This is a genomic window from Microcoleus sp., assembly GCF_041354475.1.
Classification (GTDB): domain Bacteria; phylum Cyanobacteriota; class Cyanobacteriia; order Cyanobacteriales; family Microcoleaceae; genus Microcoleus.
The window spans coordinates 1-20489 of record NZ_JBGJZU010000021.1 but is presented as its reverse complement, the minus strand read 5'-3'; the positions used below and the strand labels follow the sequence as shown (position 1 = coordinate 20489).

Below are 20489 nucleotides of genomic sequence, written 5' to 3'. Positions count from 1 at the left end.
TTCATGGCTAACTGTCTAACTTGTCAAACAGTTGATTGAAAAAATCTTCCGCTTTTTTTCCTTCTCCTCGATCCATTTGTTCCAAACCCAGCTTAATTCCCTTTAAAGTCTCCAATAACTCAACCGCATCTAAAAGTTTCTGATAAGATTCGGCATCTTGAACAACTAACTCTGCTTTCCCGTTAACAGTTAGAACTAAAGGATGTTTTGTTTGCTTCAGCCGCTGCACAAACTCAGTCGTATTACGTTTGAAATCGGTGAGAGAATGTATATCTCTTGAAAGGTTTATCATAATAATGGCATTAAATTAGCATTTAATTAAATGTTACACGGTATCTGCGGAGTTTGTCAATCAAATTGTGATAGTAAAAAAAGACTGTGACAGAATAGAATAGGTAATAGCCGATCGCGAGGCCGCCCAGTATGCTCCAAACCACCATTACCATTCCCCAAACCTTCAAAGTAACTGACGAACAGTTCCAGCAAATTGCTGCCGTCAACCGTGACTTAAGGCTAGAGAGAACTGCTACAGGAGAATTAATCATTATGGCACCCACAGGAAGCGAGACAGGCAATCGAAACCTAGATATTGAAGGACAACTCTGGCTGTGGAATCGCCAAACCAAGCTGGGAGTAGCATTTAACTCTTCTAGCGGTTTTAAACTGCCCAATGGTGCCGATCGCTCCCCAGACGCTTCCTGGGTTAAATTAGAACGGTGGCAAACTCTCACACCCAAAGAACGAGAAGGCTTCGCTCCCCTCTGTCCAGACTTTGTAGTAGAATTGCGCTCTAAATCTGACAACATGGAACCATTGCGAGAAAAAATGCGAGAATATATCGCAAATGGAGCTCGTTTGGGTTGGTTAATCGATCGCAAAAACCAGAAAGTTGAGATATACAGGCAAAATCAGGATGTGGAAATATTAGATAATCCCAGGACTTTATCCGGGGAAGATGTATTACCGGGATTTGTCTTAGATTTAACAGATGTTTGGTAGTCATACTAAATCCCAGTTTGATAATTATCTCTTAGTCTGCGGAGGCAGACTTCGTTTGAAAAGATGCGGTTTCAACCGCCGATTGATACTCGTATTTGGTAATAATATCAATTTAATAACAACTAACAACGAACTAAGATCATTATTCATTTTCAATCCTCACCTGCCAAGTCTCCAAAGTAGTACCTATTATTTTATCAAGATTTGTCAAAGCATTAAAATAGGCAATTCTCGCATTAAGTTCTGCATCCTTAGCCACTATTAAAGCATTCTGATAATTCACAATATCGATACTCCGAGAATTTCCAAAACCCAATCTTAGCTTGTCTTGCTCTATTTCTAATAGCTTTTCGGCTAACTCCCGCGACTTTTTGGCCAGTTCCATTTGCTTACGATTGAAATTGATCTCTCTAATTGCATTTGTCACCTCTACTTCCAGTTTTTGGTTTATCTCCTTTAAATTATTCTCAGCTTTCAAGAGATTAACACGACTGCGCTGAAAATCTCGCTCGATTCCTCTATTTCCGAATTCACGAGTCAAAACCAGTCCCGCTCTCAAATCTGAGTTGCCATCTGAACGATTACTAGCATTATTAGTATAACTTGCATTTACGCTTAAATCCCAGCGCCGCTTATTTTCCGCTAGTAATAAGTCATATTTAACGCTTTCTAGTTGTAGCTGTGTTTGTAAATATTCAGGATTATTTGACATAGCTAATTGTATATTTTTATTAAAGTCCAAAGAATTAGATTCCTCTGGAGGAGGTTCTACTGCAATAATATTGATATTGCGGTCAATGTCTAAAATTTGCAGCAGTGCTAATCTTGCCGTCTTTAGTTGATTCTCAATATTTAACACTGCCAATTCTTGATCTGCAACAGCTTTTTTACTTATAAAAATATCAACTTTGGCTTTTCTTCCGGCCTGAATTAAAGCCTGAACTATCTGAAATTGCAGACAGGCAATTTCCAGAGAACCTTTTGAAATTTTAACTCTTTCCTGAGCCTGAATCAAGTTTCGATAGGCTGAAATAGCTGAATTGATTGTGTTAATTAACGTCGATTTCAAAGCCAGGAGATTTATTTTTTCCCTCAGCCGAGCAATCTCAATTGGTGCTCTAGTGACAGCAACTCCAGCTCCCTTTAACAGAGGTTGATTGAAATTCAACGTTAGATTTTGGCTCAAAGAATCTTGGGTTTGATTCCCAACCCAGGCAAAACTTATATCTCCTCCAGTGGGAATTTTGACACTCACCTTAGCTGATAACTTGGCTTCCTCATTAATGTTGGCTCTTCCCCCATTCCTTGAAGGAATTGATGACACGGACAGTTGCGGTGTAAAAATAGGGACAAATAGGCGTTCTGCTACGGCTAAATCTTGTTTTTGCACTATGCGATCGAGGTATTTATTTTTGATATCTCTGTTGTTTTCCAAACCTAAAAATACAACTTCCTGTAGTGTCAATTCAACCCCTGGTTCATCCTCTATAGATTGCTGTTGAATAGTTGGATTTGGGCTATTTTCAGGTGTTGGTTCTGCTGTTTTTTCTGGATTTGGTAGAGCTTCAGAAATTACCATTAATTCTGGTTGAACTGGAGGTTTTTTTTGAGTAGAAGTTGTTAATACTTGGGAATCTGGACTGGGAGATTGGGAATTAGGAATTGGTGAGTCTTTGATTTTATTTGTTGGATTTTCGCCTGGGGATTGAGTAATAACTATTCCCTGGTTTGCTGTTACCGTTTCTCTCTGATTTGGGGGTTTGACGATCGCCTGATTTTGCGGTATGTTTTGGATGTGTGGGAGATGTTTTTCAGTGGGAAGTGGCAGGATTTTGGGCGCGATCGCAGATTTAGAGCTAACATCAGTTTTGACTGTAGAATTGAACTTAAAAGCAACAGCAACTATCGCCAATAGCCCACAGGTTGCAAGCATAACTAGGCTAAAACGAAATATCCAAGGAATATCGTAGCGAGGAGGGGAATCGCTATTTTGGAGATAATCTTCGTGCGGTTGCTCAGTCATGCTAACTCCAGTTATTTTTGCAAGTAATGCTCTGGCGATTTCCTACGGGATGACTACCCTTGACGCAGCGCTTTAACAGGATCGAGTTGACTAGCTCGCAGAGCCGGGAGAAATCCAGCTCCCACACCCACCGCTAATGCCGATCCTAGAGCCAAAGCTGCTGTGTTGCTCTCAAATTTATAAGGCAACTTAAAAACATCCGCAACCACCACCGTTAACCCGTGTACTGTCACAATAGCAGCAATTCCCCCCGCTAAACTCATAATTACTGCTTCTAGAATAAACTGCAACAATATATCTCTCTGAGTAGCCCCGATCGCACGTCTCAAACCAATTTCTGGGGTGCGTTCTATCACCGCCGCGATCGTAATATTAGCAATACCCACTCCTCCCACCAGCAGCGAAATTACCCCCACTGCTAAAAGTCCCTGTGAAGTGAGTTTCAGAGTTTCCTGCTGCTCCAAAATTTCCTTAACATTGTTCCTAGTATAAACCTCTGCCTTGGGAAAGCGCTGCTTCAAAACCTTTTTTGCCTGCTTTTCCATCCCTGTAATATCTTTAAGATTGTAAGGGCGCACGTAAATTCCCCCAATTCTCTGGCTACCTGTTATCGCTTTGGCAACCGACATCGACACCAGTATTAAATTTGTTGGTTTTTCCGAAAAATCTTGCTTACTCTCCATCACGCCAATCACAATATAAGGTCTGCGGTTAACATAAATGCGCTGACCTACAGGTTTGATGCCACCTTTAAAAAGTTGTGTCGCCAGCAATTTATCGATTACCACTACAGGTCGATAGTTAGCAAAATCACTAGGGGAAAAAAAACGCCCCGCCCTTAATCGCCGCCCCGATGTCAGCAAGTAGTCTTGAGAAACAGCGCGCCCGCTAGATTCCGCTTTTTCAGCCTGAAATATAACTTTATTATTAATATCAAACCCATTTGCTGCGCTAATCGCCTGAACTCCTTTCAGTCGATGCCGCAAAAATTCCATATCTTCTAATTTCAAGCCTCTGTCACCCGACATAGAGATTCCCACTCGAGGCGCTGTTCGCTCAGCTAATTGCTTGGCAATCACGGCGCGGCTAATGTTGCCAACTTGCAGCGTTGCGCTGACCGCAGCTACACCCATAAAAACTCCAACGGTAGTTAGGACAGAACGCAAAAGATTGCCACTTAGGGAAAGGCAAGTAAGGCGGAGGAGGTCAACAGGAGAAAGGCTCATAAGTAATTATATAGCGGTTTTCAGTTGCCGGAGAACAGGTAATTGGTGATTGGTGATTGGTTGATAGTCTTTAATTGTTATTTTCGATCGTCACCCTCTTGTTTTTCTTCTTGAATAGGAGTTCCTGGCTTTAAGGAAGGTTCAGAAGGGGGTATCACAGCACTGTCACCTGGCCGCAAACCGGAAGTAACCTCTACCTGAGTTGACTCTTCTAAACCTAATGTAACTGGCCGTTTCTGGGCTTTACCTTGACTGTCACGAATCCACACAAAAGGCTGAGACTCCGATCGCACAATTACCTCTGTACTTAAAACTACTACCTTCTGGCGCTGCTGCAAAATTATCTCCACACTGACTTGACTCCCTGGAATCAAAGTCCGGGTTGGAGCATCGAGTCTTACCGTTGCAGGAACCGTTGCTTGACTGCCTTGATTAGAGTCGTCATTTCCTTTACTATTACCACTTTGAGCAAGAGTAGACACGCTTTCTACTCTTCCTGAAAACTGCTTAGAATTGGGACCAATAATGCTGATGCGAACGGACTGCTTGGGTCTAACTTTAGCAGCATTGAGCGTAGAAAGCTGTAGTTTTACCAGTTCTTGTGAAGGGTCGCCTAATGTCAAAAGCTCTGTTCCCCGCAGCACTCCGTCGCCATTTTTAACTTGAATATTAAGTACCTTGCCATCAATAGATGCAGTCACCATATTGTTTTTTAGTTCCTGTTCTTTTTTTCGGTACTCAAGCTGAGAGCTTTGGAGTTTGGGGCTATTTGTACCAACATCTAACTGAGCTTGTCGCACTCCTAACTCAGCGGCGATCGCTTTTTCTTGAAGTTCTTGCTCTTTATCTTGTCGCTTAATTTGCCCACTTTTGAGTTCGAGCAGATTGGTGTTGATTTTAAACTGTGCGTCTCGTAAACTGGCTTTAGCAATGCGAACTACTTCCTCTTGGGATCGCAAGTCATTTCCGGCAATATAACCTCTTTCAAATAATGCTTTTTGATCGGTAAGTTTCAGCTCAGCAGCAGCCAAAACCACCTCAGCTTCAACAACGTTCTTGCGATTATTTGCTAAGATAATTTCCTGTTTTTGAATTTCTAATAAGTCGTCATTTTGCCCTGATTTATAATTTTGAAGTTTCCCTTGGGCGATACTGAGCGTTTCCTGGGCTGCGACAACTTTTTGGCGGAAACTTTCTAGAGTGAGTTTTGCTTCTTGAATCGTCAACTTTTGCTGGCTGAGAATTGTTTGTTTTTCGGCGTTGCGAAGAGTGATTAAGTTCTGACCAGATGTGATTTTTTGCCCGATTTTTACTAACACTTCATCAACAGTAGCATCAACGGGAGATTTAAGAGTTTGTTGACCACCGAATTCAACAATACCGGTTTCGTTAATTGGAATTTCAATATCGCCAAGTTTGACGGGTATCAAGCGCACTCCTATGGGTTCGGGGGGTCGATTTTGATATAACCCGTAGGCAAATAAGCCGCCGCCGATGCCTAGAGTGAGAAAACTAGACCACAGTAGCCATTTGACTCCTGTTTTGAAACTATTTTTTTCTTGATATTTCACTGTCAACTCCCCCCCTGCAAACTGTAAATATCAGGACTTAGGCACTAACTACGATTTGCTGTCATTGCAACCGAAGCGAGGCAATCTCCAACCCTAATTTATCCCGATCGGTGCGTAAATCCTAAATATCTGAAATCCAGTGCTCTATTTTACGGGAGCATCCCGATTTTATCGTACTTTACCACCATCTATGCTAACTTGTGCGATCGGCAGTTTCGCTCCCCAAGCACTTTGCTTGTTTTTGTGTGATTTTGAGCTGTACAATTAATTGGGGGTAGTAACATTAAATCCTAGCTAGTTGGATAATTATTTCTTAGTCTGCGGAGGCAGACTTCGTTTGTATAGAAGCGGTTTCAACCGCCGATTGATACAGTTGCAAACTCGTATTTGGTAATAACAGCGAAAGATTCACCAACCGCAATATAATAAATTACAGCCCTGACATCAATCCCAAATCTCAAATCCCATGCCCCTAACGCTTTACAACAGCTTGACTCGTCGCGAATCACCTTTTGACCCGATCGAACCAAAAAAGGTGCGGATGTACTGCTGCGGCGTTACGGTGTACGATTACTGCCATGTCGGCCACGCCCGCGCTTACATCGTGTGGGACATGGTGCGCCGCTATCTGATGTGGCGCGGATACGATGTTCGCTACGTCCAGAATTTTACCGATATTGATGACAAAATTCTCAACCGCGCCCGCGAAACAAATTCCACAATGGAAGCCGTCGCCCAACGCTTCATCGATGAATATTTTGCCGATATGGACAAATTGAATATTCTCAGGGCAGATGAATATCCCCGCGCCACTCACTCGATGGATGGCATAAAACGGCTGATTCACGAATTAGAAAATAAAGGCTATGCCTATGCCTCTGGCGGTGACGTTTACTACAATGTCAGGCAGTTTGCCGATTACGGAAAGCTTTCGGGCCGCAAGTTAGAAGAAATGCAGGCTGGGGCTAGCGGTAGATTGGAAACAGAAGAAATAGAAGCTCAAAAAAAGCAAAACTCGTCTGATTTTGCCCTGTGGAAAAGCGCTAAACCGGGAGAACCTGCTTGGGATTCTTCTTGGGGAAAAGGCCGCCCTGGATGGCACATTGAATGTTCGGCGATGGTGCGCGATTGCTTGGGCGAAACTATTGATATTCACTGCGGCGGTTCCGATTTAATTTTTCCGCACCACGAAAACGAAATTGCTCAATCAGAAGCGGTGACGGGGAAGTCACTTGCTAAATATTGGATGCACAATGCTTTTGTGACTGTCAATGGCAAAAAGATGTCTAAGTCGTTGCACAATTTTATTACAATTCGCGATTTGTTGGAGGGGAATTGGTCTGGTGATTTGGAATCTGACCCCCCCCAGCCCCCCCTTGGTAAGGGGGGGAGTAAGAATGATGCGAAAGCGGTTGAACCGATGGCGGTGAGGTTGTTTGTATTTATGGCGCAGTACCGCAGTCAAATTGATTTTACTGAAGAGGCGATCGCCTCTGCAAAAAATGGCTGGCACACTCTTAAAGAAAGCCTACTTTTTGGTGATTTGCACGGTTCCCAATTGGGCTGGGATTCAGAAAAAACTCTGAAATTGCCCATAATGGAGAGTGAAGCTGTACAGCAATTTAGAGCAGCGATGGATGATGATTTCAATACTCCTAATGCTTTAGCTGTTATGTTTGAATTGGCGAAGGAATTGCGGCGCGAAAGGAATATAATTGTACATGGGGGAAAAACAGAAATGCCTTCGGAAGTGTTGCAACAAAAGTGGCAGACTCTGGTTAAGTTAGCCGAAGTTTTAGGATTTAAAAAACCCAATCTCGTCCCGCGAAATGCGACTATCAATATCCCTTCCGCATCTTTCAGTATTAATAAATTTGAAATCATTAGCGGATTAACTGATGAGGAGATTGAGGTGAAGATTCAGCAGCGGAAAGATGCCCGGAAGGCTAAGAATTTTGCTGAGGGCGATCGCCTTCGTGATGAACTGAAGGATAATGGGGTTACTCTAATCGATCAAAAGGATGGTACAACAATCTGGCACCGCGGTTAAAAAATCCCATTAGTACAGTTCAAGACAATCTAATGCGCTGTTTTCCATAAATTCTTGAATTGTTTCAACTCCACACCGAAAGATTGCTTCCACGCTACTTGTCGGTGCATTACCGCATCGCAGCCAAATCACTTTTGGAGGTGATCCGTAAAGACGGCTTCGTTCAGCAAAATCTGCATCCTGCGTTACAATACAAAAGCCTTTAGCCTTTGCAAACTCCCAAATCTCGCTATCATCTATTTCGGTTAGATTATGGAACTGAACATGACTAGATTCAGGAAAAATATCAGCAAGTAGAGTTACGAGTTTCCGGCTTAAGTTTTGGTCAAATAGAAGTTTCATAAACAGCAGTTTCAGACGCCACCTACCACAGCAATCAGACAACGTTCTCTGTCAGCAGCAAATTCTAAACACGCTCGAATGTCGAGCTCCGTCAACTCTGGAAAGTCGTCGATAATCTCTCCATGAGACATTCCCGCAGCCAGCCAACCCAACACATCATATACCGTAATTCGCATTCGCCTGATGCAAGGCTTTCCACCGCGTTTACCTGGTTCAATCGTAATGATGTTCCGATAACTCATAACAAAACCGAGTTGAGTACACTTTTATTTAAGTTTAGCCTAGATTATTTAACTTCTTCACAAACTTCGCCACAGCACCCACAAATTCTGCGGTAGACTCATAAGGCAAAACATTGCGCCCCGGCATTAATAAACCTTCCGCACTGGGAAAATTAGCTAAATATTGCGCTAATCTTTCCTCTGGTTTTTCTTCCTTACCAGCTTGACTGATGCTTGAAGCTTGTTCTCCCATGATGACGAGTGTAGACCGATCGCACTTTTGGATAGTGCTACTATAATCCTGCCGCCAAAAACCCGCTAAAAACGAGAAAACCGCATGACGGCTGTCAGGATTAGCCGCCCCAGCCTGCAAAGCATCCAGCCATTCGCTGTCAACTTTTGCCGCATCCCCAAACAGTTGTTTAATGGAAAAAGAGCGCAGAAATTCGGCGCGTCTGGCGTAGCGGTAAAACGCATTTCCCAAGGGAGAATCTAACAAATTCCACACAATTCTTTGCTGCTGTGCGGTAGAATGTTTGTTCATCACCCCCCAAGCCGGAGGTCCAGCCAGCACTAGCCCCTGCATTAAATTCAAACTGCTTTCCTGCTCAATTTTTGCTAAAGCTAAGGCTACTGATAATAAAGCACCTTGCACCAGGACGATCGCAGGTTTTTTGACTACAGTCTCCAAGAAAAACTGCAACTGTGCCGCCCAATCGTCGGGATAGCAGGCTACAGCAGGCATTTCGCATTCCCCACAACCCAAAAGATCGGGATTGTAAATCGGATTGCTCTGGCCTGCTTGGTTCCAACTTTCGCAAAATCTATGCCAAAAGACCCTTGACAAACCAACTCCTATAGGATGAATTAATAACAAAGGAATGCTATCTTCAGTGGCAGTAGTTGGGCGGTAAACTTCATAAGCACAGCGATAATTTTGCCACTCATAAAACAGCGTTGGTGATTTTATCGACAAAATGGCTGACACATCTTGAGTTGAAGATTGCGGTTGCATATTATTTTTTTGTGCAGAAGTTAGTTTTTATTATAGTATAAGTAGGGGCGGCTTTCACCCTAACAATTTTGGGTAAAAGAAGAGATAGATAAACCCACCCTCTTAGACTACATTTATTATTTAATTATGTCAGAACAGCGGATAACTATTTCTTTACCTAACTTGCTGCTCATCATAGCATCTTCCTTGCTGTTATTGCTGCTGTGGCAATTGCGGAGCCTGTTAGTAATTATCATGATCTCAGTCGTGCTTGCGGCTTCCATCGTACCCATAGTCAATTGGGCCGAAACCAGGCGGATTCCCCGCTGGCTGGCAGTGATTATGGTTTATTTAGCTCTCATCGGCGGATTTAGTGGCACTGTAGTATTAATTGGCCCCACAGTCATCGAACAAATAGAATTACTGCTGCGACAGTTACCAGTTTATGCCGAAAGTCTAGAAACCGCCGCCACCAGCTTAGCAAGTCGCTTGACTGACGATGCACCAAGCTTGGTGGGACAATTGTTGGATACTCAATCTTTGACTAATTGGCTGATTCGATCGAGTCAACAACTGGTTTTGCGATCCTATAGTTTAACCAGAGGCATTCTCGGCGGTTTCTTCAGTTTAGTTTTAGCCTTATTTATTTCAGGTTACATGGTAGCCGACAGCGAAACCTTAATTAACAGTTTAGTGCAGTTTTTCCCCAAGCCTTGGGATGAAAGATTAGCAGCCCAAGCTACACCGATTGGTCAAAGAATGGGAAGTTACATTCGCGGGCGATTTTTAGTTTCCGGGATTTTAGGCCTATTCATTACCACGGGTTTGAGCATTTTGGGAATGCCGGAATTTTCTTTAGGCTTAGGTGCGATCGCAGGCGTGACCAACCTAATTCCCTTCATCGGCCCGGTATTGGGAGCAGTGCCAGCATTAATCGTAGCATTAGCTAAAGGTGGTTGGGTACTTTTATGGGTATTGCTATTATTTGCGATCGTCCAAAACTTAGAAACTTACGTCCTCGATCCTTTATTGGTCGGTTCCTCCGTAGGAGTTCATCCTTTGTATCAATTATTATCGGTTTTAGGAGGGGTTCAAGTATTGGGAATTATCGGGGCGGTGATTGTGCCACCTTGGTTTGCAGGAGTTGCTGCTTTGATTGAAAACTTGTATTTAAAACCCAAGCTTAGGGGCGAACATAGGTCAGCATTAACTCAGGCTAAAAAAAATTCGGACTTACCACCTGTGACACCTTCGATGTGACAGCAATTAACCACAATAGGTCTAGGGTCAAGGGTTAGAATTTGGAGAATACACTCTTGCTGAAGGATGCCAAACAGCCTGGGCTTTGGGAATAAGTCAGCGTAGCTACAAAAATAGACTACCCAGATACCTGACAAATTCTGCGAACTCGAGTATCCGAAGTGATACCCCAACGACTCTCCACCTGTTCCCCCAACGACAATGCAGAAAAAGTTCCTTCACACAATCAAAGGACATTCCTGGCGGTACTTCCTCTCAGTAGGGGCGATCGCCCTCATCTACTTTTTGGCGTCCAAATTCGCCATTTCCACACTCACACTGAGTTCAGAAGTATCCCCCATGTGGCCAGCAGCAGGAATTGCCCAAGTTGCACTCCTGCTATTCGGGCGTCAACTGTGGCCAGGCGTCGCCATCGGCGGCTTCCTGTTTAGCATGAGCGACCCTTCAACTAACATCGCCAGCGCCTTCATCTCCGCCAGCGGCAGAGCTTTGCAAGCATGGACAGGAACTTACCTGCTGCAACGGCTTCACTTCAGCGCCGGACTCGATCGACTCAAAGACATCTTAGGAATAGTCGGACTAGCAGCCTTCGGCTCTACCCTGATCAACTCCACCATCGGCAGCCTCGTCCAATGTCTCACAGGCTTATCTAGCTGGAGCAATTTTGGCAGAATTTGGGCGACTTGGTGGGTGGGAGACGCCATGGGAATTTTGCTCATCGCCCCCCTGATCCTGACTTGGCGTGAATTACCCTCCATCAAAGCCGATCGCCAGCAGATTGTCGAACGCGCTATTTGGCTGCTGCTACTGCTAGCAGTTGGCTGGCTAGTCTTCTGCTCCCGCACCCGTGCCGCCTACGCCCGCTATCCCCTCGAATACCTACCCTTTCCCCTAGTAGTTTGGGCCGCCTTTCGATTTGGTCAGCGCTACACCGCCCTCTCCAACTTCATCCTGTGCGGCTTCGCCATCTGGGGCATAGCCAGAGGTAGCGGCCCTTTTCTCAAACACGCTAGCAGCATCCCCCAAGCACTTTTATCCCTGCAAGCATTCATTGCAGTCATCGCCGTTACAGGCTTAGTCTTAGCCGCCACCGTAGCCGAACGTCGCCTCGCAGAAACCTTCCTGCGAGCTAGCGAAGCCAGCCTCGCCAATGCCCAGCGCATCGCCCAGTTGGGCAACTGGGACCTAGACCGCATTACCACACAACTGCGCTGGTCTGATGAAATTTACCGCATCCTGGGACAACCGCCCAGAAGCTTTGAACCCAGTCTCGAAGCTTTCTGGGAATATGTACATCCAGACGATCGAGAATTAGTCAAGACATCGATTGAAGCTGCTTTATTTCAAAAACAGCCCTATAGCATCGACTACCGACTATTACTCCCCGACGGCTGCCAGCGTACCGTCTGCGAACAAGCCGCCGTCAACTCTACCTATATCAGCAGCACTGTCCAAGACATCACAGACCGCAAGCGAGCCGAAGCAGCCCTCCGTTCCTCCGAAGAGAGATTTTCCAAGGCTTTTCACGCATCACCAGTCGGCATCAGCATCTGCACCCTCACAGACGGCTGTTTTCTAGATGCCAATGAAAGCTTTTTGCGCCAGCTAGGCTGGGAACGCAGCGACTTCCTCGGCCACAATGCCGACGAGTTGAAAATGTGGGTCAACCCAGAAGACGGACCGCGACTGGCCCAGACTTTGCAATCGCAAAATTCCATCAGCAATGAAGAAGTATTAATTCGCACTAAAACAGGCGAAGAACGCGACTGGCTGCTGTCGGTGGAACTGATTTACCTGGGCAGCACCCAGTGCGTTTTAATCATGACCAGCGACATCACCGAACGCAAACGAGCCGAAGAATTCCGCCGCGACAAAGAAGCAGCCGAAGCGGCAAATCGCTCCAAAAGTGAATTTCTCGCCAACATGAGCCACGAACTGAGAACCCCGCTGAATGCGATTATTGGCTACAGCGAACTTCTACAAGAAGATGCCCAAGACCTTGGTGCCGAAGAGTTTGTCGATGACCTCAAGAGAATTAGCACCGCAGGTCAACACTTGCTAGCAATTATTAAAGATATTCTTGACTTTTCTAAGATTGAAGCTGGTCGCATGAAACTAGACCTGGAAAATTTCAGTATCTTAAGTTTGGTTGAGGATGTGGCTGCTATGATTGCCCTGCAAGCAGACAAAAATTCTAATATTTTAGACATACAATGTGATGACGATATTGGCGATATGTATACAGATTTGACTAAACTCCGCGAGTGCTTGCTGAATCTTCTGAGCAATGCCTCTAAATTTACTTTCTCTGGGGTGGTGACTTTCGCCATTACCCGCCAACAAGTCCAAACTACCGAAGAGTCTACAGTATCAGAGCCTGTTGATGGAGGACAAGAAAATAATGCACCTGCGATATTTCTCCAGTCTACATTTCAAGACTGGATCGTTTTCACTGTCAAAGATACTGGCATCGGTATGACTCACGAGCAATTAGCCAGAGTGTTCGAGCCATTTACCCAAGGCGATTCTTCCAGCACCAAAAAGTATGGTGGAACAGGTTTGGGACTGACAATTACCAAAAAATACTGCAAAATGATGGGCGGAGATGTTACAGCTATCAGCGAGTTGAATCAAGGCTCTATTTTTACAATTAGGCTTCCAGCCAAGTTCAGCGAAACTTCGACAATTGATTTTTAATGTTAGATTTGGGCTGAAAATTTAGAGTAATTGACACTCGACTACCTATACTTAAGAAAGTTGCTTACAAAGCACGATAAATTATGCATCCTCACCTCCAGCGCCAACTCGCACAACTTAATTTAACCGACCATTCTACCCTTCCGACTGCCGAGCAGTGGGAGCGATTTTTAGAAGAGATCGGTCAAAGCTATCACAGCAATGACCAGCGGGTGTTGGTGAAACCAGCTTCAGAAAACTCGGAGCCAGAAGCGCTACAGTCTGCTCCAGACGCTCCCAAGGTTTCCGAAATCGATCGACTGCGGGCCACTGTCAACAACTTAGGTGCAGGACTTTTTATCCTGGATGCTGAGGGAATTGTGATTGGTGTTAACCCAGAAGCCGAACGCCTGTTGGGATGGCGAGAGTCGGAACTCGCAGGGGTGGTGCTGGCTTCGCGCATCGCCTCCAAACAGAGGAAAGGCAAAAAATCAAAGGTTGTAAGTTCCCAGCCACAGGAAGCAAACAAGAGCCAACAGTCACCGATCGCCACTAAACTATCTTTACAAGAGGCGATCGCCTCTGGTCAACCTTACAGTAATTCAGAAGACCAATTTCTCTGCCACGATGGGAAAATTTTACCTGTTTCCTATTTTTTCAATCCCGCCGATGGTGGCGCTAACATCTCCGTCGTAGTATTTTTTGACATCGGCGAACAAAAGCGAGTTGCTAGAGAAAAAGAGCGATCGCTCTCTATGCTACAATCAGTTTTAGAATCCACGGATGCGGGTATTATTGCTGTTGACAATAATGGTAACGTGTGTAACTACAATCAAAATTTTCTCGAAATGTGGGGTTTGTCGGAAGCACAGCAATTAAGTCGATCGACTGTCGGCACTCTGCAAAAACCCACTAAAACCAGCTTTCCCTTTGCCCTGCGCCAATTAAAATATCCCCAAGGATTTCTCAAAAATGTGATGAAAGTGTCGGCCCATCCAGATACTCAAATAGACGACTTATTAGAATTTAAAGATGGGAAAATTCTAGAATTAAATTCCATGCCCTCAAAGGTAGGCTCAAAAATAGTAGGCAGAGTCTGGAGTTTTCGAGATGTTACCGAACGTAAAAGAGTAGAAAAAGCTTTGCAAGAGCGAGTTGAGTTCGACCAATTAATTACCAGTTTATCAACACATTTTATCAGCCAGTCAGTATCAGAAATAGAGCGAGGTATCGTTCAAGCCCTAGAAGCGATCGCCATAAAAACCAGCTTCGATCGCAGTTACATCTACCTGTTATCCCCAGACAAAAATAAATTTAAAAACAGCTACGAATGGTGTCAAACAGGGAGACAGTCCCTGAAAGAAAAAAGACCAGAAATATCAGTTGAACAAATCCCTTGGCTAGCCGAAAAGATAGCTAGTTTTGAAAGCATATACATTCCAGAAGTCAACGAAATAGAGGAAATAAAAATATTAGAAGTAGCATATTTTGACGAAAATGAAGCAGCGGAATCAAGCCACAAATACCAATTTAAAAATCCTAATAATAACTCCCTGAAATCCTTGGCAGCCCTGGGAGAATCCCTGCAAAAGTTTCCAATTAAAGAAGCTATCAAAAGCCTGCGGTCATTGATAATTATTCCCCTAGTTTGCAGTAAAGAATTAATCGGATTTATAGGATTCGATAGCCAAAAAGAAACAACAAGTCGATCGCCTGAAATATGCACCCAGCTCAAAATAGTAGGAGAAATGCTCGCCAATGCCCTAGAGCGCCAGCGAGCAGAATCCGCCCTGAGACAAGCCGAAACAAAATACCGCAGCATCTTTGAAAACGCAGTGGAAGGCATATTCCAAATCACCCCAGACGGGCGTTACATTAGTGCCAACACCGCACTAGCCCGCATCTACGGTTACGACTCCTGCACCCAAATGCAAAACGAACTGGCAGATGTCAACAGCCAATTTTACAGCGCCCCCCACCGACGGGCAGACTTGATTGCAGTCCTGAGCGATGTCGGTGAAATATCCAAATTTGAATCGCAAGTATACCGCCGAGATGGTACCCAAATCTGGATTGCTGAAAACGCCCGCAGCATCTGCGACGACAACGGCAACGTTCTATACTACGAAGGTACTGTAGAAGACATCACCGATCGCAAACAAGCTGAATCAGCCCTCCACCAGGCTCTAGAAGCAGCAGAATCAGCAAACCGTGCCAAAAGTACATTTCTGGCCAACATGAGCCACGAACTCCGTACACCCCTCAACGCGATCATCGGCTACAGCGAAATGCTTCAAGAAGAAGCCGAAGACTCTGGGAACGAGGCATCAGTCCCGGATCTAGAAAAAATCCGCACCGCCGGCAAACACCTGCTATCCCTGATCGACGACATCTTAGATATCTCTAAAATTGAAGCCGGGAGAATGGAACTGTACCTAGAAACCTTTGACATCCCATCCCTCATACAGAGTGCGGTGGCTACCGCACTCCCACTGATCGAAAAAAACGGCAACATCCTAGAAATTTACTGCCCTGACAATCTCGACACCATGCACGCAGACATGACAAAAGTGCGACAGGTACTACTGAACCTGCTGAGTAATGCCGCTAAATTTACCCAAAATGGAAAGATTGCGATCGGAGTCGAAAAAATTAAAAATGAAGAGTTAAGAATTAAAAATCAAGAGGAATCTGGTCAAATTTTAATTTCCAATTCGGAATTTTTAAGTTTCCGTGTCGCCGACACCGGAATCGGCATGAATCCAGAACAATTGCAGCGAGTTTTCCTACCTTTCACCCAAGCTGATGCTTCAACAACCCGTAAGTACGGGGGCACAGGTTTAGGATTGGCTATCAGCCAGCGCTTCTGTCAGATGATGGGTGGCACCATAGAAGCCAACAGCAAATTAGGTATCGGCAGCGCTTTCACCGTCATCCTACCCAGCCAAATCAAACTGCCGGAAATACCAGAAAACACCGTCCCAGACAGCAGCAGCCCCCTGGGTTCAAATACGATAGGGACTATTCTAGTCGTTGACGATGACGCGATTTCGCGGGATTTGATCCAACGCGCTCTGACTCGCCAAGGACTACACATAGAACTCGCCACCAACGGGGAGCAAGCCTTAGCCCTCGCCAAGGAACTGCACCCGGATGCCATTACTCTCGACGTGATGATGCCGGGAATGGACGGCTGGGCAGTGCTCTCAGCCCTGAAGGCAGATCCAGACCTTGCAGAAATTCCCGTAATCCTGCTATCCTTTGTTGGCAACAAAAGCCTCGGCTTTGCATTGGGTGCATCGGACTATCTCACCAAGCCAGTGGACGGCAAAAGGCTGGCTACTTTGTTGAGGAAGTACCGACGCCACCAAGACAACCGGGCAAATAACAATTTGAGCTGTCAGATCCTAATTGTGGAAGATGATGTTGCCACCCGCAGAATACTGCGACGCATACTAGAAAAACAGGGCTGGGCAGTAACCGAAGCCGATAGTGGGCGCGCTGCTCTCGATCGCCTAGACGTTTCCCGACCCAACCTGATCCTACTGGATTTGATGTTGCCAGAAATGGATGGCTTTGAGTTGATTACCGAAGTTCGCAAATTGAACTCTGGAGATCCAATACCGATTATTGTGATCACGGGTAAAGATTTGACACCAGCCGAAAGCCAACAGCTAAATGGTTGTGTCGATCGCGTGCTATTTAAGGGAGTCTACAGTTGCGATACTTTGCTGCGCGACGTTCGTTCTATAGTGAATGACAGATTCGATCGCAGGTACGGCTCGAAAGACAAGGAGGGAACCAATGGCTAAAATCCTGTTGGTCGAAGATAACGAAATGAACAGAGATATGCTGTCAAGACGCCTAGCTCGCAAGGGACACGAGGTGTTTATTGCAGTGGACGGTGCCGAGGGAGTGTCGATGGCGATTGCCAAAGTACCGGATTTGATTCTCATGGATATGAGTTTGCCAGTGCTCGATGGATGGCAAGCAACCAGGCAAATTAAGGCGGCTCCAGAAACTAGCAGGATTCCGGTGATTGCCCTGACGGCTCATGCTATGGCAGGCGATCGAGAAAAGTGTTTAGATGCTGGTTGTGACGACTACGACACCAAACCTGTGGAATTTCCGCGACTTTTGGGTAAGATTGAACTGCTTCTGAAAGAGGCTATGACATGAAAGGTGATGAGAGCAGAGTTCTAGTTGTTGACGACAATGAAGTAAACCGCGATTTACTGGCCCGCAGACTTCAGCGTCAAGGCCACGCGGTGACAGTTGCTGAAGATGGTGTCCAAGCTCTAGAATTGATGCGCTCTGCGCCTTTTGATTTGGTTCTGCTTGACATTATGATGCCCCAAATGAACGGGTATCAAGTCCTGGAAAACCTGAAGGCGGATGAGAGATTGCGCTACATCCCAGTGATTATGATTTCGGCGGTGGACGATATTGACAGTATCGTCCGTTGTATCGAGTTGGGGGCGGAAGATTATCTTTCTAAACCCTTTAATCCGGTGCTATTGAAGGCCAGGATTAGTGCTTGTCTGGAAAAAAAACGGCTGCGCGATCATGAGCAAGCTTATTTACAGGAGTTAGCCGAGGAACAGGGGAAGTCCGAGCGTTTGCTGCTGAATATCTTACCCCAGGCGATCGCCGAACGCCTCAAACAGGGAGAAATTACGATCGCCGACAGTTTCTCTGACGTGACTGTGATGTTTGCGGATTTGGTTGGTTTTACTAAGCTTTCGACTCACTTATCCCCCGCGGAGTTGGTGGAATTGCTCAACCAGATTTTCTCGAAATTTGATGAGTTGGCCGATCGCTACGGACTTGAGAAAATTAAGACCATCGGCGATGCTTATATGGTAGTTGGTGGTTTGCCCACACCCAGTGACAATCATGCTGAGGCGATCGCCTCTATGGCGATCGACATTCTAGCAGCCATTAGCAAGATGCGAACCAAAGGCGATCGACCACTGAGCATCCGCATCGGTATCAATACTGGCCCAGTGGAAGCTGGGGTAATTGGTACTAAAAAGTTTACCTATGATTTATGGGGAGATACAGTAAATATCGCTTCTCGGATGGAATCTCAAGGTGTACCCGGAGGGATTCAGGTGACAGTTGCTACCTACGAACGGCTACGGGATAAGTACATTTTCCAGAATCAAGGCGTGCTTCATGTGAAGGGCAAAGGAGATATGATTACTTATCTGCTGTTGGGTCCAAAGGGTTAACAGCAGTTGACATTTTACCTAGATTTACCTAGGTTTTAGTTACTAAATTCTCGGTAAATTGACGAACAGACTAATTAGCGTTGATGATTTCGATCAAAAGAGAAGGTGTAACCTTTGAAAAAGACCTCGCCAGCGACGTTTCGGAAATAAAAGAAACTCATTGAAAAACTTGCAAATCCTGCGCGAAGCGATTAATATACTAGGATGCAACCACATTGAGAGGTCGAATCAATGGCTACCTTAACTTATTGTAAAGGCTTGCCCACGCCAGCAGATGAACTCAACGAACTTGGATTTACAGATTTCGAGATGTTCTTAGAAGCTTACGCCCCAATTTTCAGGGCTGCAAGTATTGAAACAGTCAACCACTTACTTTTAAGTACACAATTCAAGAAGTCCGACTGGAACACACACTTACAGCAAACCTACGGCATCAATAAGCGCCTGGGAAATGGCGTAATTAGTGCGGCCTCATGTCGTGTAGCCGGCGCTAAAGAACACAGAGTTTTACACATAAAGACTCTTGAAATCAAGATTAAATCCATTAGTGCATGGCTCAAGAAAGCCGAACGTAAGTTGGCATTAGCCCGTAAATTTTATGCCAAAAAAAAATGGCATAATTCAAAGACAGGTTGTAATTTTCCCATAGCTTGCTCGCTCCAATACAAATCTACCAATTGGCAGAGTTTACGCTTTCAAATACACAATAAAAAGCGTAGACTGACCCTGTTAACGAATAGGATCGAACACTTAAGAGTCAAGCCAATCAAAGTCGTCGTCCCTCACGGTGATATTTTTGTCGTCGGCTCTAAAGACGAGTCTTTTGGCAATCAAGTCTCCCAGTGGAATGGGAGCGAAATAACTTTTAGAGTCCCCAAATGCTTAGAGTCACGATTCGGGAAAGCTGTATCTTCCGAGGTTGGTGATTTCAATCGCAACATAAATAGACTACCAGAATGCGGGGCTAAGACCTGGCACTTCTACCGTAAAAACGGAAAGTGGGTGATTGCCGTGCAATTTACTCCCAAGCCTGTGAATCAAGTTTCTAGAAATAGGATGTACGGTTGCATTGGTATCGATATGAATCCTGGTTCTATTGGGTGGGCGTATGTTGATACTGAAGGAAATCTCAAAGCCAAAGGGCAGATTCCCTTGCAGATGGGCTTACCAAATGGCAAACAGCAGGCTCAGATTGTTAATGCCTGCCTGCAACTAGCAGTAAGAGCCACGGAATTGGAATGTCCCGTAGTTTGCGAAGAACTAGATTTCTCAACAAAAAAGCAATCTCTAGGGGAGGAAAGTAGAAAGTATGCGCGGATGTTATCGGGCTGGGCATATAGTGAGTTCTACAAACAACTCAGTTCTATTTTGTCGAATCGCGGAATTGAGCTAATTGCAGTCAACCCAGCTTACTCAAGCATTATCGGCTTGGTGAAATACTTAAAAATGTATGGCTTAGCCAGCGACGAATCGGCTGCACTGGTGATTGCTCGCAGGGCCATGAATAAGAGTGAAAAAATACCTCGCTCCTTAACCGCCTATTCCGAGATGAACCCGGAAAAGCACGTTTGGAGCGAGTGGAACCAACTGAATAAAAAGATCAAACGTTCGGCTGTAATATCACGTCGCTGTGATTATTATAGCGTTTCTAACTGGAGTTTCTTGGTCAACCTCGACACCGAGGAAGCGCAAGCACTAAGAAAGAACGTTTAAAGCTTATACCGCAGAGCTTACCCTGGTTTACCTAGGTTTTTATAAGCGGTTAATTAGCTAAACAGACGGGAATCCCCACACTATACCGCCTCGGTTAGTGTGGGATGAAAGGCGTGTGAGGCGAGGATTCCGCCCACTTGCAATCTAACAATCAAAGATGTTAGCAGTAAGCGGGCGGAT

The 20489-nt window shown here is 45.1% G+C and carries 15 protein-coding genes; 8 read left to right on the top strand and 7 right to left on the bottom strand.

Annotation, left to right across the window (positions count from 1 at the left end):
- Positions 1-7 precede the first annotated feature (7 nt).
- The gene (locus ACBR23_RS10570; protein ID WP_333361938.1) at positions 8-292 is read right to left on the bottom strand and encodes a type II toxin-antitoxin system Phd/YefM family antitoxin; all 285 of its coding nucleotides are present in this window, start codon (positions 290-292) and stop codon (positions 8-10) included.
- A gap of 131 nt (positions 293-423) precedes the next feature.
- Here ACBR23_RS10570 and ACBR23_RS10565 point away from each other — a divergent pair, with 131 nt between their 5' ends.
- A complete protein-coding gene (locus ACBR23_RS10565; RefSeq protein WP_371119474.1) occupies positions 424-999 on the top strand; it encodes a Uma2 family endonuclease in 576 nt (191 codons plus the stop codon).
- Between the two features lie 142 nt (positions 1000-1141).
- Here ACBR23_RS10565 and ACBR23_RS10560 read toward each other — a convergent pair whose 3' ends face one another.
- From ACBR23_RS10560 to ACBR23_RS10550, 3 genes are all read right to left on the bottom strand, one after another.
- Positions 1142-3022, bottom strand: a complete 1881-nt coding sequence (locus ACBR23_RS10560; RefSeq protein WP_371119473.1) for a TolC family protein — start codon at positions 3020-3022, stop codon at positions 1142-1144.
- A gap of 53 nt (positions 3023-3075) precedes the next feature.
- Positions 3076-4248 (bottom strand): ABC transporter permease, encoded by a 1173-nt coding sequence (locus ACBR23_RS10555; RefSeq protein WP_371119472.1) that lies wholly within the window; start codon positions 4246-4248, stop codon positions 3076-3078.
- A 77-nt stretch (positions 4249-4325) separates the two neighbouring features.
- Complete coding sequence (locus tag ACBR23_RS10550) at positions 4326-5819, bottom strand: efflux RND transporter periplasmic adaptor subunit (protein ID WP_371119471.1); 1494 nt, start codon at positions 5817-5819, stop codon at positions 4326-4328.
- Positions 5820-6285: 466 nt separating this feature from the next.
- Between ACBR23_RS10550 and cysS the strand changes: the two genes are divergently transcribed.
- Complete coding sequence (gene cysS / locus ACBR23_RS10545; protein ID WP_371119470.1) at positions 6286-7869, top strand: cysteine--tRNA ligase; 1584 nt, start codon at positions 6286-6288, stop codon at positions 7867-7869.
- Positions 7870-7878: 9 nt separating this feature from the next.
- Here cysS and ACBR23_RS10540 read toward each other — a convergent pair whose 3' ends face one another.
- From ACBR23_RS10540 to ACBR23_RS10530, 3 genes are read right to left on the bottom strand one after another with little or no spacing between them, the layout of a single operon-like run.
- Positions 7879-8211 carry a DUF5615 family PIN-like protein gene (locus tag ACBR23_RS10540; RefSeq protein ID WP_371119469.1) on the bottom strand — a complete coding sequence of 111 codons (333 nt, stop codon included), beginning with the start codon at positions 8209-8211 and terminating at the stop codon, positions 7879-7881.
- 11 nt (positions 8212-8222) lie between these two features.
- Entirely contained in the window at positions 8223-8453 is a 231-nt protein-coding gene (locus ACBR23_RS10535; RefSeq protein ID WP_341736785.1) for a DUF433 domain-containing protein, read from the bottom strand.
- A 34-nt stretch (positions 8454-8487) separates the two neighbouring features.
- A complete protein-coding gene (locus tag ACBR23_RS10530) occupies positions 8488-9447 on the bottom strand; it encodes an alpha/beta fold hydrolase (RefSeq protein WP_371119468.1) in 960 nt (319 codons plus the stop codon).
- Positions 9448-9573: 126 nt separating this feature from the next.
- Between ACBR23_RS10530 and ACBR23_RS10525 the strand changes: the two genes are divergently transcribed.
- The 6 genes from ACBR23_RS10525 to ACBR23_RS10500 all read left to right on the top strand — a co-directional run bounded on the left by ACBR23_RS10525 (position 9574) and on the right by ACBR23_RS10500 (position 20309).
- Positions 9574-10686, top strand: a complete 1113-nt coding sequence (locus tag ACBR23_RS10525) for an AI-2E family transporter (protein ID WP_341736783.1) — start codon at positions 9574-9576, stop codon at positions 10684-10686.
- Between the two features lie 201 nt (positions 10687-10887).
- A complete protein-coding gene (locus ACBR23_RS10520; RefSeq protein WP_371119467.1) occupies positions 10888-13383 on the top strand; it encodes an MASE1 domain-containing protein in 2496 nt (831 codons plus the stop codon).
- Positions 13384-13466: 83 nt separating this feature from the next.
- On the top strand, positions 13467-17174 hold the full coding sequence (locus tag ACBR23_RS10515; protein ID WP_371119466.1) for a response regulator: 3708 nt from the start codon (positions 13467-13469) through the stop codon (positions 17172-17174).
- Entirely contained in the window at positions 17167-17541 is a 375-nt protein-coding gene (locus tag ACBR23_RS10510) for a response regulator (protein WP_341736780.1), read from the top strand. Before ACBR23_RS10515 ends, ACBR23_RS10510 begins: the two co-directional genes overlap by 8 nt.
- Positions 17538-18596, top strand: coding sequence for an adenylate/guanylate cyclase domain-containing protein (locus ACBR23_RS10505; RefSeq protein ID WP_341736779.1), 1059 nt, complete (start codon positions 17538-17540; stop codon positions 18594-18596). Before ACBR23_RS10510 ends, ACBR23_RS10505 begins: the two co-directional genes overlap by 4 nt.
- Positions 18597-18827: 231 nt before the next feature.
- A complete protein-coding gene (locus ACBR23_RS10500) occupies positions 18828-20309 on the top strand; it encodes a hypothetical protein (RefSeq protein ID WP_371119465.1) in 1482 nt (493 codons plus the stop codon).
- Positions 20310-20489: the final 180 nt, after the last annotated feature.